The 26,575-nt window shown below is 62.6% G+C and carries 20 protein-coding genes; 8 read left to right on the top strand and 12 right to left on the bottom strand.

Features of this window, described 5'->3' with window-relative positions; translation table 11 throughout:
- The first annotated feature begins 1 nt into the window (after window position 1).
- Window positions 2-892, top strand: coding sequence for a hypothetical protein (locus DN745_RS14235; protein ID WP_111335868.1), 891 nt, complete (start codon window positions 2-4; stop codon window positions 890-892).
- A 26-nt stretch (window positions 893-918) separates the two neighbouring features.
- Here the strand turns inward: DN745_RS14235 and panC are convergent, their stop codons facing one another.
- Together panC and panB are read right to left on the bottom strand one after the other, a co-directional pair.
- Complete coding sequence (panC, locus tag DN745_RS14230; protein ID WP_111335867.1) at window positions 919-1,797, bottom strand: pantoate--beta-alanine ligase; 879 nt, start codon at window positions 1,795-1,797, stop codon at window positions 919-921.
- 39 nt (window positions 1,798-1,836) lie between these two features.
- Window positions 1,837-2,640, bottom strand: a complete 804-nt coding sequence (panB, locus tag DN745_RS14225; RefSeq protein WP_111335865.1) for a 3-methyl-2-oxobutanoate hydroxymethyltransferase — start codon at window positions 2,638-2,640, stop codon at window positions 1,837-1,839.
- Between the two features lie 511 nt (window positions 2,641-3,151).
- On the opposite strand from panB, the gene DN745_RS14220 reads away from it, so the two are divergent.
- The 3 genes from DN745_RS14220 to DN745_RS14210 all read left to right on the top strand — a co-directional run bounded on the left by DN745_RS14220 (window position 3,152) and on the right by DN745_RS14210 (window position 5,077).
- Window positions 3,152-4,039, top strand: a complete 888-nt coding sequence (locus tag DN745_RS14220; protein WP_133622028.1) for a hypothetical protein — start codon at window positions 3,152-3,154, stop codon at window positions 4,037-4,039.
- A 154-nt stretch (window positions 4,040-4,193) separates the two neighbouring features.
- Window positions 4,194-4,682 carry a hypothetical protein gene (locus DN745_RS14215; RefSeq protein ID WP_111335862.1) on the top strand — a complete coding sequence of 163 codons (489 nt, stop codon included), beginning with the start codon at window positions 4,194-4,196 and terminating at the stop codon, window positions 4,680-4,682.
- 92 nt (window positions 4,683-4,774) lie between these two features.
- Window positions 4,775-5,077, top strand: a complete 303-nt coding sequence (locus DN745_RS14210) for a hypothetical protein (protein WP_133622029.1) — start codon at window positions 4,775-4,777, stop codon at window positions 5,075-5,077.
- A gap of 65 nt (window positions 5,078-5,142) precedes the next feature.
- Here the strand turns inward: DN745_RS14210 and DN745_RS14205 are convergent, their stop codons facing one another.
- Window positions 5,143-6,039, bottom strand: a complete 897-nt coding sequence (locus tag DN745_RS14205; protein WP_111335858.1) for a hypothetical protein — start codon at window positions 6,037-6,039, stop codon at window positions 5,143-5,145.
- 390 nt (window positions 6,040-6,429) lie between these two features.
- On the opposite strand from DN745_RS14205, the gene DN745_RS14200 reads away from it, so the two are divergent.
- Window positions 6,430-6,849 carry a DUF3293 domain-containing protein gene (locus tag DN745_RS14200; RefSeq protein ID WP_111335857.1) on the top strand — a complete coding sequence of 140 codons (420 nt, stop codon included), beginning with the start codon at window positions 6,430-6,432 and terminating at the stop codon, window positions 6,847-6,849.
- Window positions 6,850-6,896: 47 nt separating this feature from the next.
- Window positions 6,897-7,640 (top strand): NRDE family protein, encoded by a 744-nt coding sequence (locus tag DN745_RS14195; protein ID WP_133622030.1) that lies wholly within the window; start codon window positions 6,897-6,899, stop codon window positions 7,638-7,640.
- 92 nt (window positions 7,641-7,732) lie between these two features.
- Here the strand turns inward: DN745_RS14195 and DN745_RS14190 are convergent, their stop codons facing one another.
- The 5 genes from DN745_RS14190 to DN745_RS14170 form a co-directional block, all read right to left on the bottom strand.
- On the bottom strand, window positions 7,733-8,587 hold the full coding sequence (locus tag DN745_RS14190) for an energy transducer TonB (protein ID WP_111335854.1): 855 nt from the start codon (window positions 8,585-8,587) through the stop codon (window positions 7,733-7,735).
- 90 nt (window positions 8,588-8,677) lie between these two features.
- Entirely contained in the window at window positions 8,678-11,008 is a 2,331-nt protein-coding gene (locus DN745_RS14185) for a TonB-dependent receptor family protein (protein ID WP_133622031.1), read from the bottom strand.
- 22 nt (window positions 11,009-11,030) lie between these two features.
- Window positions 11,031-12,437 (bottom strand): HTTM domain-containing protein, encoded by a 1,407-nt coding sequence (locus DN745_RS14180; RefSeq protein WP_204355001.1) that lies wholly within the window; start codon window positions 12,435-12,437, stop codon window positions 11,031-11,033.
- Between the two features lie 31 nt (window positions 12,438-12,468).
- Window positions 12,469-13,692 (bottom strand): imelysin family protein, encoded by a 1,224-nt coding sequence (locus DN745_RS14175; protein ID WP_162687687.1) that lies wholly within the window; start codon window positions 13,690-13,692, stop codon window positions 12,469-12,471.
- A gap of 133 nt (window positions 13,693-13,825) precedes the next feature.
- On the bottom strand, window positions 13,826-15,301 hold the full coding sequence (locus DN745_RS14170; protein WP_111335849.1) for a DUF4856 domain-containing protein: 1,476 nt from the start codon (window positions 15,299-15,301) through the stop codon (window positions 13,826-13,828).
- A 237-nt stretch (window positions 15,302-15,538) separates the two neighbouring features.
- Between DN745_RS14170 and DN745_RS14160 the strand changes: the two genes are divergently transcribed.
- Window positions 15,539-17,737, top strand: a complete 2,199-nt coding sequence (locus DN745_RS14160; protein WP_111335846.1) for a heavy metal translocating P-type ATPase — start codon at window positions 15,539-15,541, stop codon at window positions 17,735-17,737.
- A gap of 101 nt (window positions 17,738-17,838) precedes the next feature.
- Here DN745_RS14160 and DN745_RS14155 read toward each other — a convergent pair whose 3' ends face one another.
- The 4 genes from DN745_RS14155 to DN745_RS14140 all read right to left on the bottom strand — a co-directional run bounded on the left by DN745_RS14155 (window position 17,839) and on the right by DN745_RS14140 (window position 25,938).
- Window positions 17,839-18,606, bottom strand: a complete 768-nt coding sequence (locus DN745_RS14155; RefSeq protein WP_162687686.1) for a hypothetical protein — start codon at window positions 18,604-18,606, stop codon at window positions 17,839-17,841.
- A 247-nt stretch (window positions 18,607-18,853) separates the two neighbouring features.
- Window positions 18,854-19,732, bottom strand: coding sequence for a mechanosensitive ion channel domain-containing protein (locus tag DN745_RS14150; protein ID WP_111335842.1), 879 nt, complete (start codon window positions 19,730-19,732; stop codon window positions 18,854-18,856).
- Between the two features lie 42 nt (window positions 19,733-19,774).
- Window positions 19,775-24,571 carry a cation:proton antiporter gene (locus DN745_RS14145; protein WP_111335841.1) on the bottom strand — a complete coding sequence of 1,599 codons (4,797 nt, stop codon included), beginning with the start codon at window positions 24,569-24,571 and terminating at the stop codon, window positions 19,775-19,777.
- A complete protein-coding gene (locus DN745_RS14140) occupies window positions 24,571-25,938 on the bottom strand; it encodes a cation:proton antiporter (protein WP_133622032.1) in 1,368 nt (455 codons plus the stop codon). The genes DN745_RS14145 and DN745_RS14140 overlap by 1 nt, the downstream gene beginning before the upstream one ends.
- A 124-nt stretch (window positions 25,939-26,062) precedes the next feature.
- Here DN745_RS14140 and DN745_RS14135 point away from each other — a divergent pair, with 124 nt between their 5' ends.
- Window positions 26,063-26,569, top strand: coding sequence for a hypothetical protein (locus DN745_RS14135; RefSeq protein ID WP_111335838.1), 507 nt, complete (start codon window positions 26,063-26,065; stop codon window positions 26,567-26,569).
- The last annotated feature ends 6 nt before the right edge of the window (window positions 26,570-26,575 follow it).

The following is a 26,575-nucleotide window of genomic DNA, read 5'->3' as shown; positions in this document are numbered from 1 at the left end:
TATGGACAGCGCGGGCGTAAATCGGGTGGCGGTGAGTCTTTTGGTGTTTGGGTCGCTCCTCTTGTCGGGGTGTTTTCACGCCGGGGTTCGCCCAAGAAGCGCGGACGTGCTCGACGCCGGGCAGGTCTCCGCCGGGGTCAACCTCACCCTGGCCACGCTGGAGGGCGCGCAGGTAAAGACCGCCGACGGCGAGGAGTTTAGCGGGTTTAGCGGCATGCGCAGTATGATGCATCCGTTGGTCGCGATCTACGCGGCGGCGCTCGACTCACAGGGGTATGTGCGGGTGGGGTTTGCCGACGGGGCGGAGGCCGGCGTTTTGTTTGGCTATCAAGAGCTTGGGGCCGAGGTGCGCGCGGCGGTGCTCGACGAAGACCGGGGCGATGGGCTGTCGATGGCGGCGTCGGCCGGGGCGACCTGGCGGCCGTTTATGGACATGAAGACGCCGCATTTTCGCGCGGGCGTGGACTTGAGTAGCCGGTTCAAGCGGGTCATCCCGATCTGGGGGCTCTACGCGACCTTCGGCCCCGAAACCCACGCGGTGGCGCTCCCCAGTGATATAAAAGAAGAGTGCGACGGGTTTGGCTCGCCGGGGTGCGGCGAGTTCGGGCCGCAGAGTCATTTTCTCTATACCCGCCGCGAGTTTCGGCTCCAGAGCACGATGGGGATGTCGGTGCGTTTCGCCGATGGCCACGCGGGCACCTGGGAGCCGCGCCGGATCAGGGGGCACCGGCTGACGTTCGGGGTTGTGCCCTACGCCAGCCTCTGGTCGGACTCCACAAAATTCGAGTGCGTCGAGTGTCGCATGGCCGAGGGGGACTTCCGCTCGGATTTCGGCATGCATATCACCGTGGCATACGATTATTTCCCCGAGGACGAATTATTGGACGACTAAGTCCGCGATGGCTGAGCGTCTGGCGTCTAGCCCAGCGCCTCGGGCAGTTCACCATCCAGGCGAAGGTTGTCGATAAGCCGCGCCTTGCCCACCTGCACCGCCATCGCCACGACGGCGCCCTGGGCGTCGGGTATCTGGCGCGCGTCGCCTTCGTAGCGTGTGAGCCGCAGCGGGTCGACGCATTCGAGGTAGTCGATGGCCTGCGCAGAGACGCTCTCAAGCAGCGTATTTCGCGCCACCTCCAAAACCTTCTCAGCGTCGCGCTCGCCGCCCTGATAGGCGTGCCAGGCGGCGGCCAAGGCGCGTGACAGGCAGGTCGCGCTGGCGCGCTCCTGGGCGTCGAGATATTTGTTGCGGCTCGAAAGGGCGAGCCCGTCGGCCTCTCGCACCGTCGGTAAGTCGATGATTTCAATGGGGAAATTCAAGTCGCGCACCATCCGGCGGATGATGGCGAGTTGCTGGAAATCCTTTTGGCCGAAGACCGCGACATCGGGCGCCACGATATTAAAGAGCTTGCTCACGATGGTGGTGACGCCGCGAAAATGCCCGGGGCGACTGGGGCCGCACAAGACCTGGTCGAGGCCCTCGGTCTCGACCACGGTGGCGTGGTCGGGCGCGTACATCATCTCGGGCGTGGGCATAAAGAGCAGGTCGCAGCCGGCGTCTTCGCATTTTTTGCGGTCGCCTTCGGGGTCGCGCGGATACGCGTCCAGGTCGCTGCCCGGGGCGAATTGGGTCGGGTTGACGAAGATGCTCACGGCCAGGTGGTCGGCCTCGCGGCGCGCGCGCTCCATCAGGGCCAGGTGCCCCGGGTGTAGGTAGCCCATCGTGGGGACGAAGGCGACGGTGCCGGGCAGGGCGCGGCGAGCTTTGCGAAATTCCGCAATGGAATCAATGACTTTCATGAGGTTGCCCCGGGGCGGGTGTCGACTCGGATGAAGCGATCAGTCGAAGGAATGCGCGTCGGTCGGGAAGCTGCGGTCGCGGACTTCTTCGCCGAAGGCGTCGAGCGCCTTGACCACGCTGTCTTCGAGGTTGGCGAAGCGTTTGACGAATTTCGGGCAGAAGTCCTGATTCATGCCCAGGAGGTCCTGGAGCACGAGCACCTGCCCGCTGGTGGCGTTGCCCGCGCCGATGCCGATGGTCGGGATCGACAGCGCCTCGGTGACGCGCTTGGCCAGGTCTTTGGGGACCATCTCGAACACGATCATATACGCCCCGGCTTCTTCGAGCGCCAGGGCGTCCGCGATCAATTGCTCGCCGGCGTCCTCGCCGCGCCCCTGCACGCGAAAACCGCCGAATTGATTCACCGATTGAGGCGTCAGGCCGAGGTGTCCGCACACCGGAATACCGGCGGTCACCATGCGCTTGACCAGCGGCGCGATGGCCGCGCCCCCCTCAAGCTTGACCGCCTGGGCGCCGCCCTCTTTGAGCAGGCGCGCGGCGTTTCGCATGCCTTCGTCGTCATTGGCCTGGTAGCTGCCAAAGGGCATATCGGCGAGCAGATGCGCCGACTGGTTGCCCCGGGCGACCGCGCGGGTGTGGTAGATAATATCGTCGACCGTCACCGGCAGGGTGGTGTCCTGGCCCTGGATGACGTTTCCGAGGCTATCGCCGATGAGGATCGTGTCGATATCTGACTTCTCGACCAGGCGCGCGAAGGTAAAGTCGTAGCAGGTCACCATCGTGATGGGGGTGCCTTTCTCGTACATCTTCTGGAGATGGCGGTTCGTTTTTCGTTTGGCCATGAAAATAACTTGGGTGGAGGTGGTACCGTATGGCGTAGATGTTGGGTGGGCGACGCGGTGGTCTTTGGTCGAGAAGCTCAGGCGTGATGAAGGCGTCTCCGAAGTCCGCGACCTGGAAAATAGAAGCCCTAAACGCCGCCATCCTAAGGTCTGCGACGGGTAGGGTCAACGTAGGTTGGCCCAAGTCGTCGCGTGGAGCCGCCGCCCGATCAATCCATCCGCGTCCTCGCGGCTAAACCGATGAATATGCGCCTCGTCGAGCGGCGTAGTGCGCCCGAATGCGTCATCGTCGGGCTGGGTTGCGTCGAATGCGGGGTCTTGGAGCTCATAGCGTCTGGGGTCAAGGTCGCATATATGCGTCTATCAGGAGGCTACGCCGAGGTTTGGCGAATTAAAAGTGGCGGGCGTTTGCGGGCCGAGCCAGAAAGTTCTTTTGGAGTAGACGGGGATTTCGTATAACCCGGTCGTCAGCTTTTTAGAAATGGCGTTTACGCAAATGGGAGCGGTGAGAATGATGGCAATGAAAATTAAATACGCGGTCGCGCTATTGTTGGTGGGCTTGATGGGCGCTTGTGGGGGCGATGGTGACACGGGCGCAAAAGGGGAGAAAGATAGCGGGGGCCATCAGAACACCGAAGATACGGGTGTGGATGGCGAGGAGGAGGACGCGGAGGTGATCGACGAGACGCCGTCGCAGGACCTGGGCAAAGCCTGTAATTTGGCGTGTAATTACTCGCCGTGCGCGGTGCAGGATAGTGATTGCGATGGAGGGATCTGTGTGCGCCACGGGGAGTTGAATGCTTCGTATTGCAGTCAGCCGTGCGTAACGAGTTGTGCGCCGGGGTATTCGTGCGTGGAGATTGAGGATGAGGGGCTTTCGGTCTGCCTGAGTGATGAGCCCGAGTGCGGCAACGGCGCCGTGGAGTTTGGCGAGGCGTGTGATGGCGAAGAGGGGTGCTCGCAGGATTGTTTGACCTATACCGAACCTGTGGACGAGGCGACACTTTCGGGAGGGAGTATCACCGAGGCCATTCACGACGGCGAGGCGCAGACGACCGAGGGGCTTGAGCCGACGGTGAAGGCGCACAATATCGAGAATTGGCTGTTTTTCTCGGCCCAAAATTATGGATTTACCTATGGGATGGGGATGCCCCAGGCCGGCGACCCTGCGCCGCAGAAGCTTCTGGTAGAGGCGGGTCTTCTGGAGAACGTCGGGGGCAATACGTGCCAATTTAACGGAACCGCGATGGCGACGATCACCAGCTATGACTATGCGGCCAAGAAGATCGCCGGCCAGGCGAGTTTTACGATGACCTGCATGGGATATTGCGACCCCTGCGCGGCTGAGTTTCCACTGGAGATGAGCTTCGACTTGGATTGGGTTGAAGGGGAGCATTGAGTGAAGGAGTAAAACAGCGTGCGCCCGCATTTTCGCGCGCGCGCCGCGACTCTAAGGACCGTGGGTCTCCCGACCCGCATTGGCCGAGTACGATTACATCCTGTAAATTAGGCACAAGAATAAATTATTTTCCCATAAAACGGATAATTGAAAGATGAAGATGATATATTGCAAACAGCTCATCATACTCCTTATCTGTGCCGTCGGGTTGAGTGCGACGGGTTGCTATACGTACGAAGCCGTCAAGCCAACGGAATTACCGAAGCTCAACGGCTCCTACGAAAAAACGGTGGGAAGCACCTACAATCCAAACAACACGTCGACGCCGATCGTTGAACGCAGCGTGGTTCATTTGGAGCGCGTTGACGGCAGGATGGTCGAAATTTCCGGGCCCATGGACGCACGGGTGACGCGTAAAAGCGGCGAGGCCATCGTTATCGAACACCCTATTGTTGCGCGAACCAACGCGGTCTCACTATTTGTGAAAGGTGGCAATATCGCCGAGCAGGAGTTTCTGCTGCAAGATATCGAAAAGGTCGAGGTGGAGAAGTTACAGGGGACTCGCACGGGTTTGGCCGTGCTCATGCTTACGCTGGGTGTCGCTGCCATCACAATGGGTGTCGTCAGCACAACCAGAGAATAGACGCCCTTCTAGGGCGTCCTGCCGCGGCAGACACCAATTGAAGTGTGATCCCCGGACGCTCGTGTTCGTCCCGGCCAAAAACAAGGCCGTGGATGATCCGATCCTCATCCGCCGCGCGCAATGGGTTTACCTATGGGATGGGGATGCCCCAGGCCGGCGACTCTGCGCCACACAAGCTCCAGATAGAGGCCGGTCTTCTGGAGAACGTCGGCGGCAATACGTGTCAGTTTAACGGAACCGCGATGGCGACGATCACAGGCTATGACTATGCGGCCAAGAAGATCGCCGGCCAGGCAAGCTTTACGATGCTCTGCATCGGATATTGCGACCCCTGCGCGGCTGAGTTTCCCCTGGAGATGAGCTTTGATTTGGATTGGGTTGAAGGGGCGCATTGAGTCGCGCAGCGCGGGTCGAGAGGCCAGCAAAGCCATATCCTGGGCGTTACGCTTCCTCGACGCGCTTAACCGAGGCATATGGGCGTCTCGGGCGCGCAGTCGCCGTTCTCACGGCAATAGTGCGGGGTGCTATAGACACACTCGAGGTCGTTGGGGTCGCAGGGTGAGCATGAGCTGCCGCAAGAGCGCCCCTCGCAGGGTTGATAGAGTTCGACGGGGCAGCGGGGTAAATCGGGCGTGCAGGCGCCGTCTTCGTCGCAATAATGCTCGACCGTGCGCGGGCAGGCGGGGTCGCTCGGGTCGCAGATAAAGCAGGTCTCGCCGCAGGTCAGCCCGGCGCAGGGGACGTATTCCACGCATTCAGGGGGCGAGTCGAGATAGGCGCAATAGCCGTTGGTGTCGCAAAATTTGTTTTGGTCGCTCTCGACGCAGTCGGGGTCGTCGTCGGCGCAGATGGTGCAGGGCTCGCCGCAGCTCAGGCCCTCACACGGGGCGGTGAGCAGCCCGCAAGACAATTTCGTGCACGCCCATTCGCCCTCGGCGTTGCAGGTGCAATCATTGCAATCGAGCTTGCGGGTGTCGCCTTCGGTGCAGGAGTCTTCACCGGTCGTGTCGCTCGTTGCGTCAGGGGTGTCTTCGCCGGTCGTGTCGCTCGTTGCGTCAGGGGTGTCTTCGCCGGTCGTGTCGCTCGTTGCGTCAGGGGAGTCTTCGCCGGTCGCATCTTCGCCGGTCGCATCTGCGCTGACCGCATCCTGGCAGGCCATCTCGGTGCAGGACCAAATCCCCTGGGCGTCGCAGGTGCAGGCATTGCAGTCCTCTTGCCGGGTTTCGCCAGCATTGCAGATATCCTGGTTACCCTTTTGCTTGGCGGCTGGATCACTAATATCCAGGCAGCCTCCCACGAGAAAAAGTAGCGCGGCGAGCGCGGCGAGCAAGAGTTTTGGGGCCTGTGTTGGGTTCATTGAATATCCGATTTTTTGGGAGGCATTTTTAAGTGACGCTTCACCTTAACAGAGTGAAAAGTACGACGCACGTTTAAGGCCTCAAGGTCGTTGAAAAAACGGGCGCGCTACGCTGTCTCTTTAGCCCCCACAGCCCTTGATAGAAGGCTGTCTCTCGGTAAATATACATCGAGCGCCTGCCAGGTGCATGTCGATAAACCCCTCAGCGAATTGCATCAGGAAATTGAGGCATCGGGCCGTCAAAAACGTAGGTGGCGTGCCAGAATTGAGGCCTCGGGCCTCAGAAACGGGCCTGATGACGCTTTTGAACGCCGGGTCGATTCGGTATAAGCAGCCTCAGCGACCCCGCGGCCCAGATATAGACGCCAGGCCCCTTCCACATAAAGTGCCATGAACCAAGAACTCTACGACGCCTACAAACACACCACCTACCTGGCCCGCACGCCGGTGGGGGAAGTGCTCATTCGGCCCGAGCAAACCGAGCCGCTATTGGACGAGCTCCTGGGGGAATATGAGGCCGAGGAGTGGGCGTTTATCACGGCGTGGAACCCGGGTTCGCAGCTCTTTAGCGTGTACGAGAATCACGAGCGCCAGCGTGAGCTTGAGCGCGCGCTGCAGGCGGCGGGGTTTGTGTTTTTCCGCGGCAGCGGGGTGCCGGATGCGGATAATTGGCAGCCCGAGGAGAGCGTGCTGGTGCTGGGGATTTCGCAGGCGCGCGGGGTGGAGTTCGGGCGCCGGTTTGAGCAGGAGGCGATTGTGTGCGGGCGAGTGGGCGAGGCGGCGCGCCTGGTGTGGTGCAGCGGGGAGTAGGCGCTGGGTATTCGTTGTGAATATCGACATCTTTGGAGAGTGAATTTATGTGCACATTAATTCTGGCAAACCAGGTTATCGACGACGCACCGCTGCTCTTTGGCGCGAACCGCGACGAGCGGTTTGGCCGGCCCTCGGAGGGGCCGCGTCTGCATGAGAGCGGCGATCTTCGGGTGCTCGCCCCGCGTGATTTGAAGGCGGGCGGGACCTGGCTTGGGCTCAACGAGGCGGAGGTGCTGGTGGCGATCACCAATCGGTTTGGGAAGCCGCCAGAAGAGAGCCGCCGCTCGCGCGGAGAGCTGGTGGACCGGGCGCTTGAGGAGGCTTCGGCGGCTGAGGCGGCGGAGGTTATCGCGGCGCTTTCGGCCTCAGATTATAACGGGTTTCATCTGCTGTGCGCCGACCGCGACGCGGCGTATATTGTCTGGAGTGACGGCGAGTCGATGCACCGTGAGACCCTCGAGCCGGGCTTGCTGGTGCTGACGGAGCGCAGCTTCGGGGCGGCTGAGAACGCCCGAAAAGAGCGGGTTCTTGCGCAATGTCAGCAGCTATTAGCCGACGGGAAGCTCAATGAAAAATCGCTTAAGACGGTGCTGAGCCGTTGCGAGGTGGGCTCGATCGACTCGACCTGCGTGAACCTGCCGGAGATGAACTATGGCACGCGCTCCTCGACGATTCTGCGGCTGGGCAAGCGGCGATGCTTTTTGCATGCCCGGGGCGCGCCTTGCTCGGCGCGCTATCGAGATATGTCGGTCTTGCTCGACCGCCTGCTCGGAAAGCCGGCAAAATAAGGCCAAAAGATAGGGTCTATGAAAACGGCGAAAGCCCCCGGATATTCGGGGGCTTTCGCCGTTTTAGACTCGGCCCTCGGGTTCTTGGGCCCTTAGCTCAGCTTATAATTCACGGGCAAAACAAAGGTCTTGGTCTGCCAGGTGAGCGCGTCGGGCGGCGGGGGGAATTGCTTGAGCTTGCGGATATTCTCGATGGTATTTTCGTCCAGGATTTTGTGGCCCGAGGACTTATGCATCTTCACTTCTAAGATATTGCCGTGGCGGTCGATGGTGATGGAGACCATGACGCGCCCCTCGATATTCGCCTTGCGGGCGAAGCGGGGGTAGGACTTCGTCCGATCAATATGTTTGAAGAGGATGAGGCCGTATTTCTGGTTGAGCTTTTTATTCTCTTTGCCCGTACCGCTGCGGATGCCGCGCGGGCCGGACTCTTTGGAGGCGTGCTGAACGCCGTATTTTGCGCCCTCTTTGGGGGGCTCGCTGCCCTGGCCGTTGCCCTTGCCGGAGTCGACCGGCGCGGTCGAGGCGCTGGCCTCAGCGGTCGCAGTCGCCTCCGATTGAGTCTCTACCGGGCTGGTTGAGTCCTTGGTTTTGTCGGTGACGACGGATTTGATCTCGTTTTCGGCCTCGAGCTTGGGCTCGGGCTCGGGTTCCGGCTCCGGTTTAGGCTCGGGCTTAGGTTCCGGTTTGGGCGCGGGCTTTTGCTCGGGTTCGGGTTCCGGATCGGCTTCTTTTTCGGGCACCGGGTTCGGCACGCCCCGGGCCGGATCATCGCCGCCATCTTCCGACAACTCGTCCGCCTGAACCGTGCGCATCTGCACGATCGCGTAGTCCCGCAGGGAAGACTCCATCGCGTGGATCTCCTCCGGCACCTCTACAGTGTGCAGGTAGCCCAATGTGGCTACGTGCAGCGCTGCAGATAAGACGATGGCGGCTTTCAGGTTCATTGGGTCAGCGGTCGTCGTAAAGGGGGTCGGCTCAGAGAGCGATTCTCCGGGGCTCTTCGTATTGCAAGTTGGCCTTCAACTCAATGGTCCTCAAAAGGCGTATTTCAAACCCAGCCGCGCCATGAAGGGGGCGATGGGTCGCGCGCCATAGGGGCGCCGGGATGCGATCGTCTGGGTGCCGATGAGGTTGCTCACCTTGGCGTAGGCCGAGAATCCGGCCAAAAACTCATAGCTCGACAGCAGGTCTATGGTGGCGTAATCGCTGGTCTTTTGACCCTCGTCTCCCTGGCCAGCTTCCTCGCGCATTTGGCCGACATAGGTCAAGCGTCCGTTGAGCGCGAAGGTCTGATTGGTCACCCCGAGCTGCAGGGATGCCTGGTGCTGCGGGACGTAGGGCAGGGCGTCGCCCTCTTCGACTTCGCCAAATTGCGGGTTCTGGGAGCTAAAGCTCGACTGGAATTCGGTCTGGGTAAAGGTATAGGCCGCGCGTCCGGGCAAAAACCATTTTCCGCCCAGGGCGAAGGTGTGCGCGGCGGCGACTTCGGCGCCGTAGATCCACACATCGCCGGCGTTGAATTGCCGGTCGACCAGGTCTTCTTCGCAGCCCGTCGAGAAGGAGCACTCCCCGATCAAGTTTCCGTAATCATTGAAGAATCCGATGGCCTCGACCAGGGTGCCGGTCTGCTCTTTGGCGTAGCGAACGCCGGCCTCGTAGTTGACGCTGGTCTCGGGTTTGACCTGCTCGGGCTGGCCCGGAGACACCGGGCTAAAGCCGCGGTGCGCGCCGGCCAGAACGCCGAATTCGGGGGTGATGGCGTAGTGCGCGCCGAGCCCGGGGATGAGCACGGTCATGAAATTATCGCTGGTCTCGTCGGTCTTATAATCGGTGAAGTCGGTGCGGATAAATTCGGCGCGAAGTCCCGGGGTGATGGTCAAATTGGCGATGAAAAACTCGTCGATGACGTGGGCGGCTAGGGCCAGGGCCTCGCCGCGGTTCTCGGTGCTCAGCGAGGTCGGGACCTCGTTTCGCACCATATCCATGGAGCGCATCAGGTATTCTTCGTGGGTGTGATTGCGCTCGATCGAGTCGTTATGCAGGCGAAGGCCGAGCTCGAGCTGGTTATACCAGGTGTCGCCGTTGGTGCGGTGATGGCCGATCGCCTGGACGCCCTGGGAGACGAACTCGCGGGCGTTTCCGCCCAGGACCAACGTCTCGCCGGGGGCCGAGGAGTCCTGCTTGCCGGTGAGCACGTCGTAGAAGATCGCGCGGCGCCCGCTATTTGGCGATGCGAGGATCTCTTCGACCGGGGTGGGGTCGACGAAGCCGTTGAGCTTCAACCAGGTGCGCTGGAAGTCGTGGCGATAGCCGGTCACGCTCAGGTCGAAGTCCTCGCCAATATCGAGCAAATAGCGCAGCTCGATCTCGGTGCGATCCCAGTCCATCTGGTCGAGCTGGCTCGCTGCGTAGCGTCTGAGCGGGGCGGCGTCGAAGTCCGCGTCGGTGAGCCCCAGGTAGGTCTCGTTGGAGTGCTCGCGCGAGTAGCCGAGCTTCATTTGAACCTCGTGTACGACCTCGGCGTCGCGGTCGGTGTTGAGGCGACCCTTCGCCATGAATTCCTGGCGGTTAAAGCCGGTGTCGCCGCCGCCGTCGAGCTCTTTAAAGCCGTCGGATTGCCAGTGGATGCCCTCGACCAAAAAACCGCCCCAATCGTTGCCCATGCCGAAGTGGGCGTGGGCTTTGCCGGTCAGGTAGCTGCCGGCGTTGACGTCGATGCCGCCTTCCATGCCCTCGTCGGGCGCGTCGCGCGTGATCCAATTGATCGCGCCGCCCAGCGTATTCGGGCCGTATTTGACCGCCGCCGGGCCCTTGAAGACCTCGACGCCGACCATGCGGTTGACGATGGGGAAGTAGTAAGCCGCCGGCGCGGCGTAGGGCGCCGGGCCGAAGAGGATGCCGTCCTCCATGAGGGTGACTTTTTTGCTGCGCTCGGCGTTCGCGCCGCGCATGCCGATATTGGGGCGAAGGCCGAAGCCCTCTTCGGGGCGCACGTAGACGCCCGGCACTTGCAATAGAACCGCGTGGGGGTCGTCGTATTCCTGGCGCTCGAGCTCTTCTTCGCCCAGGCGCTGGGCCGCGCCGCCGACGGTGGTCAGGCGCTCGGCTTCGACGGCGACTTCGTCGAGCAGCTCACCCTGGAGGTCTCCAAGGCTGTATTCCTCGCCGTCAATGGTGATGACCTCGTCGTCTTCTTCCGCGTCCGCATCCGCGTCCTCGAGCGCGTCTTCTGCCATTTCTTCGGGCACGACGATGAAGACCTCGTCTTCGTCTTCTTCCTGTGCGTAGACGCCCGCGGGCAAGAGGGCGCAGGCCGTCAACGTGGCGACGGCCAGGGAAATGCGGCGAGAAGTTGGTGTGAACATAATACTTCCTAGGTGAAACTATTTACTTAGAAATTGTATTAAATCGTGAACGAGACCCGAGGCGTGGTGGCGCCTGGTCGGGGCCCGGCAGGATCCATGCGGCGGGCGCGAGGCCGTCGCGGACCTGAAATAAGTCGAAATTTGGGTTAATCATGGGCCGGGGCGCACGCCCGTTAAGGGAGACCTGCGCGTCCACGCGCACCTGCACATCCTCAAAGCCCTTCTGCTCGTATTCGTCGCCGATATGATGCGCCAGTTGCAGGATCAGATCCGGTTGGCTCGACATCTCGCGCTCCTGGTGGGAGGTGAGGTATCGCGAGGGGGAGACATAATATTCTTTTTGGCGATTTGCCACTTTTACCCGAAAGGTCACGGCGCCGTTTTTCTCGCGCACCAGCACGCGCCAGGACCAACGCATGCCCTGCTCATTCCATAGGACATTGCCGGGGTAGGCGAAGGCGCGAAGCGGCATCATGACGTGCAGCAGGCAATAGCCGAGCGCGAGGGTCATCGCGACCTTGCGCAGGCCTGCGTGGGCGCGCCGGGAGGACGCGGCGTCGGTGGGCCAGAAGCGCTCGGGCACGAAGCGCTTGGGCCAGCCGGGCCCGAAGAAGATCGTCGCGCTGACCATCATGATAAGCGGGAACATGCCGATGCGGAAGAAATAGCCGGTCACCACGTGGAAGACGACGATGATCGCGTAGGCGAAGGGGCGGCTTCTTTTCCAGGAGAGCAAAAACGGCATCAACAGGTCGTTTAGGAGCCCCGCCCATCCCATCGCCAACGCGATCCACCACAGGTCCAGAAACGGCCCGATCACCGGGGTGTCGACCCGCGAGGACAGCCAGATATTGAGCGGCTGCCCGTGCACCAGCCAGTCGCTGCCGGTCTTGGCGATGCCCGCATAAAAGTAGACAACGCCGATCTGAAAGCGCAGCAGCCAGATATGATAGGCCGCGGTCTTTGCCCGGCGGATGCTCGGGCGGATAAGCGCGTCGACCGACCAGGCGGCGTTCGCCGGCAAGAAGCTCAGCAGCAGGGCGAGCAGGCTGACCAGATAATAATGGTTGAGGTAATTCGAGACGTCGATGAGCTCGACGTAGGTGAAGAGCACAAAGAAGCTGATGATCGCGGCGCGGTAGAAGAGGCCGATGATGATCATCAGCGAGAGCACCACCAGCGCCACGAACGCCGCGTGCATGCCGGCCGGCGAGAGCGGTTCGACCCAGCCAAAGCCCCAATAGGTAAAGAAGAAGTCGGGTTTGACGAAGAATTGCTCGACCCACCCGTTGGCCAAAAAGCGCGCGGCGCCGATGCCCGTCATCACCCCAAAGAGCATGCGGAAGACCGCGAGCGAGCTGATGTCGACCGATTCGGTCGCGCGCTCGCGCATCTGGCCAAGCCAGGCTTTTGGGGTGGTCGTAATCACGGGGTCGTCTCTCGCGTTTTGTCAGCCAAAATCAGTCGTTGTCGCCTTCGCCTCGGTTGGGGACTTCGAGGTCGAGCACGTCAAAGAATTGCGATTTATACAGGTCGGTGATCGCCTTGGTTGCGTCGAAGACGTCGACGACGCTCTGCGGGTCATCGGCCAGGGCCTCGACCATGGTGCCCTCGACGGCGTCGATGGCGGCCAGCGCCGCGGCGATGCGGGTGTTCATATCGTCGGCGAGCTGCTCGACGCCCATGCCGCGGATCAGGTCATCGAAGCCGGGGGCGTCGGGGTCATTGGCGTCGCCGCCCGAGAAGAGCAGTTGGAAGGCGACCAGGTTCTGGCGCACGTGGTCGAGTGATTGGTCAGCCCAGGGCGACTCGCGCTTGTCGGGGCAGACGTCGTCGACGCACTCGGAGAGCCCGGCGGGGCGAGCGAGCTTCATATCCTTGACCTCTTTGTCGAGGTAGAACATGGCGTCGCTCACGGCGTTTAGCGCTTCCTGCGAGGTCATGAAGGTCTTGCTTCCGGCGCCGGCGGTGCTGAATTCGGCCAGGAAATTGCCTTCCTGCGGGTCCCACATCTCGCGCAGGGTGGTGGCGCTTCGGTTTAGGTCGATGGCCAGCGTGTGGGCGTATTCGGCGCGGCGCTTTGTCAGCTCGCTCTCATCGAGCGCGCTCCAACTTCCGTCGGTGTTGATGGTGCTCTGGGGCGTGCAGGCGTTCTCGGTGCCCGCGTTGAAGAGCAAATACTCAAGGGCGTCGAGGCCGCGCACGTTGATCGCCTCGGAGGCGAAGGCGGTCGGGTCGGCGTAGTCTTTTTCGACGACTTCCTGGTCGACGCGGCAGCCGTTGGTCAGCGGCCAGGAGTAGATCTGGTCGCGAAGGTCTTCGCCGGCGACGGCCGCGCCCATCGCGCCGGCCGGGCCGACCTGGAACATCTCCGCGCGCTGCCAGACCTGCATCGCGTCGCTCCAGGCGACTTTGGCGGCCTCATGATCGGCGCTGTCCAGCGAGGCGGCGTAGGCGTCCGTCTTGGTCTGAAGCACCTGCACCTTCTGCTCAAACTCGACATAGGTCGCAAAGATGACGTTCTCGCCGAGGTTGGCCAGGACGTCGCGGCGCGCCTCGGCGGCCTTGGGGTCTTCCTGGGTCACGGCGTTGCCTGAATTATCGTCGGAGCAGGCGGCGCTAAACCCCACCGCCAGCACGAGGCCGGTGATGAGGCTGAGGATGAGCGAGCGTGTGTTTCGCATGGCGTGTATTTGTCGTGGGGTCTGAATCATTTGAAAATACTAAATCCTAGAATGCCCCGCAGGCGTGTGGCCTGCGGGACAACTCGCGCGCCGCGCATTGGGCGTGGCGCGCGAGGTAGATATGTGGTGCGGCTTACCAGCCACCTTCTCCGTCGGCGTCGCCGAGGTTTTCGGCGGCGAATCCGTGGGCGTCGCCGATAATTTGGCGAGCTGCGACGAGGTCGGCTTTATATTGGTCGATGTCGGCCTGGTCTGCGGTGGCGAGCACCGGCGCGTCGCCCACGAGGACGTGGAATTGCGCGAAGTCGGCGTCGCTCAGCGAGGCGTTCGGGTTGAATTGCAGACCCAGCGCGAAGCCCTTCATCTCGGACCAAACCTTGGCGTGCTTGACGAAGTCGTAATCCTCGGTGCCGAAGGTGCCCATCGCCTGCAGGGTGTCGTTGATATAGTGAACGACGTTGGCGGCCATCGTGTTCTCCCATGCCATCAGGGCGATGTCGCGCTGCTCTTCCAGGGCGGTCTTTTGCTCGGCGCTCAGCTCACCGTCAGCCGAGCTGATGATGGCGCGTCCGGTCAGGAAAGCCTCCATCGCCTGGGCGGTATAATCGGTCGCGGCGACCGCGCTCAGGTCGCGCTTGGCGGCGTAAACTGCGTTGGCGAAGTTATACTCGCTTTTCAGGTCGATTGCACCGTCATTATTGGTGTCTTTGAAGCCCGGGTTTGCGATCTCTTCGTCGCTATAGGCGAGGTAGTCGCGCGCGGCGCCGAAATAGCCGAAGCCCTCGTCCCACTGGTGCTCAAGGGTGCTATAGGGGGAGTCGTTATGCTGGGTGTTGGAGGCTTCGAGGCCTTTTCCGTCGGTGCCGCTGTCGAGGTAATCGTCGGCAGCCTGCGAGTAGGTGACGCCCATGAGCAAGAATTTTTGGACGAGTTGGTTGAGGTCCTGGCCCTGCTCGGTCACATAGACCGGCAGGGTCTGGCCGTCGGTGCCGGTGCGCATGGTGCCGTTGACGCGGGCGAGGGCGTTGGCCTCGATGGTCGCGAAGAACGCGGTGACCAGGCCCTCGGGCGAGGTGACCGAGCCGCCGTTGGCGGCGATGGTGGTGTCACTCCAGCCGACGAATTCGGTGGACCAGTCTTTATGGTCGGTGGCCGAGTCGTTGCCGGCGAGTTTGCCGACCAGGTCTTTGCCGCTGGAGATATCGTTATAGGTCGCCTGCTTAAGCGCAGGATCGGCCGACAGGCCCAGGGGGAGGTCGCCGTTGGCGGCCGAGTCGAAGCGGAAGTAGAAGTCCAGCGAGCCGACCACGTCGCCCTCGGCGGCCGGGGCGAAGTCACCCGAGTCGATGGCGTCGCTCATGCCGCTGATGAAGCCCTTGAGGTCGGCGATGAGCACCTGGCGGAAGATCTGTCCCGAGTAGGACACGCTGCTCTCGCCTTCGACAAAGCGGCTGTCAAAGTTATAGGTATCCGGAACTTGAAGCTCGCCGTTGTTATTATTTGTATCGTTATTGCTGCTGTCATTGTCGTCTGCGCAAGCGGCGGTGAAGACGAGGGCAGCGGCAGCGACGAGGTACTTAAGGTTGTTGGCGCGCGGTGTCATGAACATTTGAAAACTCTTTGGTGTGATATTGAAAACCGTTATCAATACGGTCGAGGAAACATTGCGTGGCTTCTGTAATGAAAACGGTTTTCAATTGCAAGTGAAAACCGTTTTCAATATTGAGATTTTCGGCCCGCGGGGAAGAAGCGGGCGCCGCGATTCGTTGAGGCTTGAGACAGGCGCCCTTAAGGATGAGGGCCACAGCTATTGTGGATATCGATTCGCTTTTTTGAGGCAGTAGAGATGAAACCAGTCGCAGACGCCATCGGAGTCGGCAAGCCTACGAGCACGCCCACGACCACGACCTTCGAGATCGAGGGGATGTGTTGCTCGAATGAGGTGCGGCTGGTCGAGGAAACGCTCGCGCCGCTGGCGGGCGTTGCGCAGGTGCAGGTGAACCTGGCGGCCGGGGTGGCGCGTGTGGGCCACGCGCCGGGGCTGGAGGCGAGCGCGGTCGAAGAGGCGTTGGCCAACGTTGGGCTGAGCGCGCGGGCGCGCGGGCGCGCCGGGCGCGGTGATGATGATGGGGCGGGGCGCTCGGGTTGGTGGCATGATCGGGCCTTATTATCGGTGATCGCGGCGGGCCTGCTCATTATTTTGGCGCTGGTGTTTACGCATGTCTTTGCGTGGACGTCCGCGGCGATCGCCTCATTTATACTCGCCACTGTCATCGGCGGCCTGCCGGTGTTTCGCAACGCGATTCGCTCGGCGAAGCGGCTCGACCTCGACATCAATGTGCTCATGACCGTGGCCGTGATCGGCGCGCTTATCCTGGGGGAGTGGCTCGAGGCGGCGATGGTGGTCGGGCTCTTCGGCTTCGCCGATTGGCTCGAGGGCGCGAGCATGGCGCGGGCGCGAAACGCCATCGGTCAGCTTATGGAGCTTGCGCCCGACGAGGCGCGGGTGCTGCGCGGCGGGCGCGAGGAGATGGTGCCCGTCGAGTTGGTCGGCATCGGCGAGCATGTCATCGTGCGCCCGGGCGAGAAGATCCCGGTCGACGGCGTGGTCGAGGCGGGCGAAAGCGAGGTCGACCAGGCCCCGATCACCGGTGAGTCGAAGCCCGTCCATAAACAGGTCGGCGACCCGGTCTTTGCCGGTACCCTAAATCAACGCGGGAGCCTCGATATTCGGGTCGAGCACGCCCCGGATGACACAACCCTGGCCAAGGTAGTCGAGGCGATCGAGAGCGCCCAGCAGAATCGCTCGGAGTCGGAGCGCTTCGTCGAAAAATTCGCGCGCTATTATACGCCCGCGGTGATACTCCTGGCGATCCTGGCCGCGTTGCTGCCGCCTCTATTATTGGGGGCGTCCTGGGAAGTCTGGTTTTACCGCTCGCTGGTATTGCTTGTCATCGCCTGCCCCTGCGCTTTGGTGTTGGCGACCCCAATCACCACCGCCTCGGCCCTCGCCCGCGCGGCGCGCGACGGTATTTTGATCAAGGGCGGTCGTTTTCTGGAGCAGCTTGGGTGCACTCGGGCCGTCGCCTTCGACAAGACCGGCACGCTGACTCGCGGCGAGCCCCAGGTCACGGATGTAATGGCCGCCGAGGGCTTCGACGCCCGGGCGGTGTTGGAGTTGGCGGCCATCGCCGAGAGCCGAAGCGAGCATTATCTGGCGAGCGCCATCACCGAGGCCGCCCGGGCCCGGGAGATCGCGGTTGAGCGCGGCCAACTCTGGGGTTTCGAGGCGCGTATCGGGCGCGGCGTGGTGGCGCAAATGCGGGGGCAGGGCGAAGACGCGTCGGTGCAATTGCTGGTGGGGACCCGCGCGCTATTGGCCGAGCACGGGGTTGATTATAGCGCGCTGAGCGACGGATGGCGCGCGCTTGAGCAGCGCGGGCAGACTGTGGTCGGCGTGGCGCGCGCGGGCGAATTGGCAGGGTTGGTGGCCATCGAAGACACGCCGCGCGCCGACGCGCGCGCCACGGTCGAGTGGCTTGGCGAGCAGGGCGCGCGCGCCGTGTATATGCTCACCGGCGACAACGCGGTGAGCGCTCAGGGCATCGCCCAGGCGGTTGGTCTTGAGCGGGACAGTGTCCTGGCCGACTTGCTCCCCGCCGACAAAGTCAGCGCCATTAAAGAGTTGACCGAGCGCCACGAGCACGTCGCCATGGTCGGCGACGGCATCAACGACGCCCCCGCGCTGGCCGCCGCGTCGGTGGGCATCGCGATGGGCGCCGCCGGCACCGACATCGCGCTGGAGTCCGCCCACGTCGCGCTGATGGGCGACGACCTCAAAAAACTCCCGCACGCCATCGATCTGGGCGCGCGCACTGGGCGTATTATTCGCCAGAATGTGGTGCTCGCGCTGGGGATTAAGGCGCTGGTGTTCGGGTTGGCCGCCGCCGGGGTCGCGACCCTCTGGATGGCCGTGCTCGCCGACACGGGCACGAGCCTGCTGGTGATCTTTAACGGGATGCGGATGTTGCGAGCGTCGAAATAGGCGCGAGCGATCGGGGTTCGTCGCGCACATCCAATAGCCCCGCTCCCTGCGTGATGCAGGGGCGGGGCTTTGGGGTCATCTACGGGTGCAATCGCTGATCATTAGATGCCACAGGAGGGAACGTCCGCGCGGCATTGCCCGTCCTGGTCGCAATATTCCACGACCGCCGGACAATCCTCTCCGAGCGACTCGTCACAGGTGGTGCAGGTCTCGCCGCAGACCTTTCCAGAGCAGGGCTTATTGTCGGGGCAGGCCATCTCGGTGCAGCCCCAAGTGCCGTTGGTGTCGCAGAAGCAGGTGTTGCAGTCTTCCTGGCGGGTGTCGCCTGGCTCGCAGGCGTCGGCGGGGCATTCTTGGCCGCCGCCCATCTCGCACTGGCCGTCGGCGTTGCAATATTCCATCACCGGCGGGCAGTTGCCATCCTCGTCGGGGACACAGGTGGTGCACACCTCGCCGCAGGTCTTGCCGGCGCAGGGATCGGGTTCGCATTCAACGAGGGTGCAGCCCCACTCGCCCTCATCGGTGCAATGACAGCTATTACAATCCTCTTGCTTGGTCTCGCCCGGGGTGCAGGTGCCGGCGTCTGGTGAGCCACCGTCGTCTTCCTGGATGTCGTCAATGCATCCCATCATGGTGCATATCCAGCGACCCTCGTCGTCGCACTCGCAGGAGTTGCAGTCGTCCCAGCCGGTTTCGCCGGGCGTGCAGGTGCCGGCGTCCGCGCCGGAGTCCTCTTTGACATCGGTTCCGATATCCCAGCCGCCATTATTGCTGTCGCTTGGGGAGTCATCAGAGCAGCCGCTCATCAATAAACAAAGCGAGGCGATCGCGGCGAGGGTCAGGGTCTTCCAGGGTCGTGTGATGCGCATTTTGGGCTCCAATTGGTTAGGGGTTCGTATTGAGCGTATCTTAGCAGAGACGGAATCGTGAAGCATGGTTTTTTCGATGCGCTTCGGATCGGCGTCGCAACGCGCATTCGAAGCGGTTCAATGGGGCAAACAGTAATCCTCCCCCTAAAAGGGGGAGGTGCCTGCGCAGCAGGCGGAGGGGGCTGTTGCGGGCCAGCGGGGCGTCTGTTGACGTTTCTTTCGCGTTGCAGCTGCAGGTGCGCGGTGTTTAGGTCGTGCTGTTTCGCGAAGACTTCTCGCTGCGCAGCAGGTCGTGGATGCGGGCGACGACGTCGCTCTGGAAGGCTTCGCGGCACGATGGGTCAAAGGCCCAGCCGCGGATGCGCATCTCGATGCTCTCGGGGCTGTGGTCGCCCATCTCCAAATAGACTTCAGGGCTGTGGCGGGGAGAGGCCAGCGGAGTGAGGAATGCGGCCTGTTTGGCCAGGTGCATGGCGCGCTCGGGGGAGACGCCTTGGGGGATCACCACCAGGATTTCACAGGCGGCGTCGCCCTCGGACTCGATGAGGGTGACCGAGGTTTGGGCGAAGATTTGGTTGGGGACCTGGTGAAGGGTGCCGTCGTCGGCGCGAAGCGTCACGGCGCGGGCGCCAAAATGCGTAATCTCGCCGGTGGCTTGGCCGTGGCGCACCGGGTCGCCGATCTCGAAGCGGCTGTCGAAGGCGATAGCCAGCCCAGCGGTGATATTGCGCAGCCACGGGAGCGCGGCCAGCCCGGACATCGACAGGGCGACGATGCCCACCGGCAGCCAATGCATCTCGCTGACCATCGAACTCAGCGCGAAGGCCAGGTTCACCACGATAAAGCTCCACAGTAGCACGCGGATCAGCGCCAACCATTTGCGCGCCCGCTGCAGCCCGGCCAGTTGCATCAGCTGGCCCATCGCCCAGCTTAGCAGCAGCGTCACCGCGAGCATGATCAGCGCCCAGGTCAGCGTAAACCACTGCGGCTCGACGTAGGTGATCGCCTCCTGAAATTGCAGCAGGGATTGGTCCAGCGTGGGCTCGGTGACCGGGTCCACGGGCGTCTCGGTGGTCGGTCCCATCAGGGACTGAGCCGGCTCGGGGGTTGTGATGGGTTCGGGCATAGCGGTCTCGTTGGCGCGATCGAAGCGCGTCCAAAATGCGAATTAAATAAGGTTCTCGGCGCGCAATTCTCGGGTCACCAGCGCGCCGGCAAGCGCCGGCATATGATAGGTGTTGGTGCCCGGCACCAGGTCCACGAACCCCTGGCGGCGCAGGTGGCTGAGCTCGGTGCGCACCTCATCGAGGTCGAGTCGCAGGATGCGGCTAAGCCGCGGGGCGCTCAGCGCGCTGTGCTGGACGAGCGTGGCCAGCAGCAACTTCTTTTGCAGCGACAGATGCTCGGTCAGCGTGACCTCTTCGTCCGGTAGCGGGTCGACCAGGATGCGCGACTTATCCGACGCGTCCAGGTGCGCGCACTCGCTCCAATAGAGCAGGGCGAGCAGCGGGTTTCCGCCCGACAGCTTTCCGAGGCGCCGGAAAAATTCCTGGCGCGGGTTCTTGAGCGCGTCGCGGGTGTCCAGCGGGTGTTTGACGCGCTGCAGATAGCGAACCTCGGGCGGCAAGAAGGTGATCTCGAAGCCGCTGACCTTGTGGCGCGACATGATCATGCGCTCGATATTGGCCGGGCTCAGCGCGTCTAGCTCGATGCTGTCGGTGAAATAATCTCCGATTTGCACCGCGGTATCGAGCAGGGTCGCCGCCGGCTTATTCATCAGCAGGATCCACAGGATATTATCCGAGGAGCGCTCCATCATGGTCAAAAAGCGCTCGCTCAAAGACAGGCCCTCGCGGGTGCGCGAGTAGATCTTGTCGCCGTTCTCCACGAACACGATGCGCCGGTCGTTGCGGGCGCTGAGGTGCTGGCCGAGCTCCAAGAAGGTGCGCGGATAGCTGCCCTCGAGCAGCGGGAAAAACGCCTCGCACAGCTCGCGCTCGGTCTCGTCGGCCTCGTCCAGGCGTACCATCTGAAGCTGCTCTTCGGCGATCTCATTATATTTGCTGAAGAGGCGAATCGGCAGCACGTGGTGGATGAGCGTGCGCTTGCCCATGCCGGCGTCGCCGCCGATGAGGATCGCGGTGGGGTTGCCGTTGAACCAGCGGTCCACCGCGTCCAGGCAATCCTGCTCAAGCTGGGGGCGCTCGACATAGAAGTCGGGGATATCGACGGGCACCGGCGAGAATAGGCGGCGGTAGATCGCCGGGGTGGCGAGTTTAAGGCCGCTCTCGGGGGTCTCAAGGCTGCTGCGCAGCAGGCGAGCGCGCGCGTGGGAGCGCCCCGGCGCGATCTTCGGGTCGGCGGCTGGCTTGCCGTTGAGGTGCCTATAGATGTCGTGGCGGATCTCCTCGATGACCGGTGCGACGCGGTGATAGGCGTTGCGCGCGCGGTTGACGATCGGGCGCACTCGCCGGCGCGCAAGGCTCGGACCGCGGTTCTTCTCCAGCTCGGCCATCACCTCTTTGAGGCGATGCTCCAAAAAGGGAATCGTGGAGTCGCGGGCGACCTTGGTGGTCTCCTCGATGATCCACATGCGCATATCGTGCTCATCGTGTTGGATGAGTCGGATAAGCTCCTCGGCCTGGGTGATCGCGCGCTCGAGTCCCTGCTGGGCGACCTCGTTGGCGCGCTGGGCCTCTTCGAGGTCCGGGGCATCGGGCGCGGACTGGAGTTCGCCTTCGCGCAGCTCTTTTTGGTGGGAGACCAGGCTCGTTTCAAGGCCCAGGCGCATCTCGCCCAGGGCGACCATCGAGCGGCGAAGGGTGCGCTCGGCGCGCTCGTTGGACTCGAGCAGGCGAAGGGCGATTTCGCGCAATAATTTGGAGAAATACCAGGCCCGCAGCGGCACGCTGACCGTCTCGACATCGCTCTGTTCGGCGAGCGATTCGGTCGGGTTCTGGGCGAGCAGATTCACCCGCTCCGAGAAGCGCGCGATGCGCGCTTCGAGCACGTCCATCAGCCGGCGAATGATGATGCCCTGGTCGAAGTCGGTGAGCGCCTGGTCCAGCGAGATCCGCGCGTTCTCTAGCGCCGGGTTGATCTTATTGCCGTACCAATGCGGCCAGTCGAAGGTCGGCTGGGCCGAGGCGTCATCGTCGAGCGCGGCGTCGGTAGGGCGGTCCTCACAGCGCAATTTCAGCTGCTTGATCTGGCGCACACAGCCGTCCTCGAAGCGGGTCTGGAAGGTGATCAAGACGCGCTGCTGGTAGGTGCGGAACCAGTGCAAGAAGAGGATCAATTGGTGGTCGAGCACGATCCAGCCCTGGTAGCCCTCGACCAGGTCGCCGGCGCGCCCAAGGCGGCTCTGCAGGCGGACCTGGGCGCGGTGGGCTTCGTCGTAGCGCAGCGACGCGCGGTAGCGGTACCCGGGCAGGCTGAGCGTGCCGGCCTGGCCGACGGCTTCGATAAAGTCGGCGTAGGCGTGCTCGACGCTGAAGCCGAAGCGCTTGCGGCGCGATTGGACGTAGACCTCGAGCTGGGCGTCGAGGGCTTTGGCGTCTTTGCAGAGCGATTCGTGGCTGGCGCGCGCCTGGGCGAGCGCGGCCTCGACGGCGCTGAGCGCCGGCTGCGGGGCACTCACCTCTTCGGGTTCCTCGGGGAGCGCGGTTTCGCCGCTGGCGTCCTCGTCATCTTCGTGCGCGTGGGCGTCGTCGTGCTCGTCAGCCTCGTCGTCATCCTCATCTTCACCGGGCTCGCCCGACATGCTCATCGGGAGCGCGTCGACCGACGGCGCCAGCAAGCGACCCCGCGCGACGACCTTGACCGCCGGGGTCTGCTCATCGCCCTCGCCATCGCTATCGCTCTGGGCGGAGCCGACGGTGATGTCTTCGCTCGAGAGAATGCGCACGACGCGCTCAAAGAGGTCGTCCACGCGGCGCAAATGCAGGCCAAGATGTTGCCAGAGCTGCTCGTTTTGCTCGGCGGTCGCGGCCACGGCGCTGGCCAGGTAGCCGGGCAGCGATAATTCGAGATAGAAGCGCCACAAACGGCCCAGCGGAATGGTTCGGTGGCAGCCGCGGCGCACAAAATTGCGCGTGCGCCGACCCACCTTCACCGCGCGCATCCACAGCGAGTCTTCGGGGCTCGCCTCGAGCAGCCAGGGCTCAAGTTGGACGCGGTAGCTCTCCTCGAAGTGCACGAGTTGGTGGACGTCGACCAGCAGCTTTTCGGTGCTCTGAGGGGTGACGGGCATCGCCTCGATATGCTCGAGCAGGTCGATCTGGGGTTGCAGCGTCTGGCGGAATTGGACGTGCAGGCGTTTGACGCGCGGCCCCAGCTTTTGGGTGGGCGTATCGCCTGCGTTTTCGAGCAATTCAAAGAGCTCGGAGATCGCCTTATGGCGGACTTCGTGAATGCGGTCGAGCAACTCCTGCAGGCTCTCGCCGTGGGTCTCGATGCGCTCAACCAGGGTGCTCTTATAGCAGGTGGTGAGCTCGTCGCGCACCTGCTCCAGGCGCAATTTCAGGCGAGGATCGGTGAACTCGGGGTGCTCCAAGAGCTCCTCGTCGCCCATTTCGTCGCCGACGATTCGGTCCAATTCGGCGACCTCCTCGCTGCCGGTTTGGCGGGCCTCTTCGGTCTCACCGGCGCGCCCCAGCACCCATTTGAGTACCGCCGGGCCGACGATGATATAGATGATGACGTTGCCCATCACGACGGCCTGAAGGTCGCCACCCCAGGAGGGGATCTTCGAGGCGACCAGGGCGGCCAGCACGATGTCGACGCTGCCCAGCGAGAGCATGGCGAAGGGGAGGTTTCGGCGCACGACCTCGGGCGCTTTGAGCAGCTTAAGGGCGATCTTTGCGCCGCCGACCTGGGAGACCACGCGCGCGGTCGCCATGACCAGGGTGAGGGGCAAAAAGTGCACCGCCTGCATCAGGTCGAGCGAGGCGGCCTGGGTCATAAAGTAAATGACGAAGACCGGCAGGCTGATCTTCTCCAGCGAATGGATCATATCATGACCATGCTTGGAGAAGTTTTGCACGATAAAGCCGGCGACCAAAAAGGTCACCAGGGTCTCGGCGTGCACCATCTCGGCGACCGCCGAGGTGGCGAAGATAATGCCGACGGTAAAGAGGAGTTTTTCGCGCGCGACGAAGCGCAAATAGCCGATATAGAGCAGCCCGGTGATCAGCCCGAGCACCATCGCCCAGCCGAATTCCAGGCCGATCTTGATGAACATCTCCTGGGCCGCTGCCATCGTGATGCCGGTGGGGCCCATCACCAGGACCGCGAAGTCAGCGGCGAGCAGCACGCCGATGACCAGGACCAGGTCACCGAGAATGACGGTGCCGAGCATCAAGGAGGTAAAGGGGCCCTTGGAGCGGGTTTCCTGCAGGATCGCCAGGCTGACCGTGGGGCTCATCGCGAAGGCGAAGACGCCAAAGAGCATGGCCGCGGCGAGCTTTGTGGAGGTCGGCACGTCCATCAAGAAGGGCGCGGTGGACGGGAAGAATGTCGCCATGCCCAGCAAAATCAGGGCAGAGGAGGGCACCACGACCGCGAAGACAACCCCGATCACGGTCACGATGGTGGAGGCGTGTTCTTTGAGGTCCGAGATCTTGAGCTCACCGCCACCCAGGGTGCCGATGACGCCGACGGTCAGGATATTGATGAGCGCCAGGTCATTGATGACGTCTTTGGTGAAGATCGTCTGCTCGGTTGAGCCAAAGACGATCTGGCTGAGGTCCGGGCCGAAGACGATACCGGCGGCGATATAGCCCAGCAGCGCCGGGACCTTGAGGCGCTTGAACAGCTCGCCCATGGTGAACGCGGCCAGGATAATAAATCCGGTGGCGACCAGGCTGTCGGGGTGCATCGAGCCGAAGCTGCCGTCGCTGAAGTCGAAGAACTGGCGCGCGTACATCAAGGCCAGCAGGATCACAATCGTAATAACTTGCGACATTAGCTAGCCTCCTGAGTCTGAGTCGATGAGCCGCGTTTCTCCGGGGAGGCGACGTCGGCCACATCGATGAGCCAGTTGCGCGTAAGCGGGTAGGAGGCGATCTCGCTGAGGACGATGGCGATCAATAATCCGTTATACATTAAGCCCGCGTATTCGAGGTTTCCGAAGACCTGGGTGAAGTCGAGCAGCATCGCGACGCTGAGCGCGCCCGAGCCCTGCAAGGCGCGGTACAGCCCGGAGCCATAAGAGCGGTCCTTGGTGATGCGCGAGGCGCCGATGCTGCCGATCATCCGGCCGACAAAGCGCAGCACGAGATAGGCAAACACGAGCAGGTAACCCCAGATGGGCTCGGCGCTCAGCGCCCAGCCGGCGCCGGCGAAGAAAAAGAGGATGATATAAAGCGGGCGGCGAATCTCGAGCAGGCGCTTGTGCACATGCTCGACATGCTGGCTGACGTTGATGAGCACCACGCCGAGCACGAAGTTCACAAAGATGGGCGACAGGTGCAGATAGTAAGCGAAGCCACTGGTGAAGATGACCATCCCCATAAAGATGGTGATGAGCATATCGTCGGAGAGCTCCCGGATGAGGAAGCCCGCAAAGATCAGGCCTAGCACGCTGCCCAGCAGCAGGTGGATGCCCAGCCAGGTCATCCACACAAAGGGCGGGTCGACGTCGAAGGGGACGGTGGTCTCGTTATAAAAACAGAAGATGAGGCCGAAGGCGATGATGCCCACCGAGGAGCAAAAGCGCGCGACCTGCACGCTAAAGTCGGTGGTGCTGCCCTCGGCGCCCCAGAAGGCCGCCATGGCCCGCAGCGGTCCGGTATTAACGACCACCGCGACCGCGCCCGAGCAGAGCAAGATCGGCATAAATGGGTCGACGCCGCCGGGGAAGTCAAAATAGATCAGCGCTAAAAGCGGAACGCCCACGACCGTCAACAGGGTGCCGAGGGCGATGGTGATGCCGCTTTGAAACGCGCGCATGCGGAAGGGAGTAAACCCGCGAAAGCGCAGGTTTAGGCCGGCCAAAAGACCCAGCGAGCCGGTCCCCAGGACATTGACTGGCGTCAGCGCGCCGATGGTCTCGGTGTCCAGCACACCAAATACGGGTCCCAGGAGCGCGCCCAGGACGATATATTCGGTGCCGGTGACGAAGCCGAAACGCTCGGCGAGTCGCTCCAGGAGAAGGTGGGTGATGATATAGGCCGCGCCGACGATTGCCAGCAGGATCAGGACTCGATAAAGGTCCGAGTCTACCTGGTGTTGGGCGCCTTCTTCAGCCGCCCAGCTCATCGCCGGCAAGACAAAAATCATCAGTCCAGCCAAAAACATCCAACATCGGTTGGTCGATCCATCTTGATGCATTATTATGTCACGTCATAAGGAGCACGTTCAACGCCGAGGTATAGCATATCCGGGCGCGGCGACAAACTTTGTTTAGAGTGTTCAAATCGACTTTAGAAGAGCTCAGAATCGGGAGGCCATTGCAATGAGTGACGACAGTAAACGAAAAAAAAGCCGCGGGGCCCTGGAGCGAAAATTTCGCCCCGGCGGCGACGCGCGCTCGACCAAGGCGTATAAGAGCGATCTGGAGAAGCTATTCAAAAGCGGCGCGGACGTGCCGGAGCGCTTCAAGAAGGTCATGAAGGGGTTGGAGCCCGAGGAGGGCACGCCCGACGCCGAGCGCAAGGCGGCGATCGCCGCGCTTCGTAAGGTCGAGGGGTTCCGGGATTTTGCCCAGGCTGTGATGGCGTTTCGAAAGGAGCGCGCGGCCAACGATTGGGCCTGGCCGGACGAGGAAGGGGTGCTGATTCGGATGCTCGACCACCCCGACCCGCGCGTGGTCGAGGAGGTCCTGGTGCATATCGCGGACCTCTGCGCGCGCGAGGGCTTTGAGCGCACCGTGGCGCTTAAGAGCCGGCTGTCCACGATTCGCACCATGACCGACGCGCCAAAAACACACGCCGCCATCGATGAGATCGAGGCGGCGCTTTAAGGCGGT

Origin of the sequence: Bradymonas sediminis (assembly GCF_003258315.1) — a bacterium.
Lineage (GTDB): Bacteria > Myxococcota_A > Bradymonadia > Bradymonadales > Bradymonadaceae > Bradymonas > Bradymonas sediminis.
The sequence above is the reverse complement of the archived record's forward strand: the minus strand, read 5'-3'. Positions and strand labels throughout refer to the sequence as shown.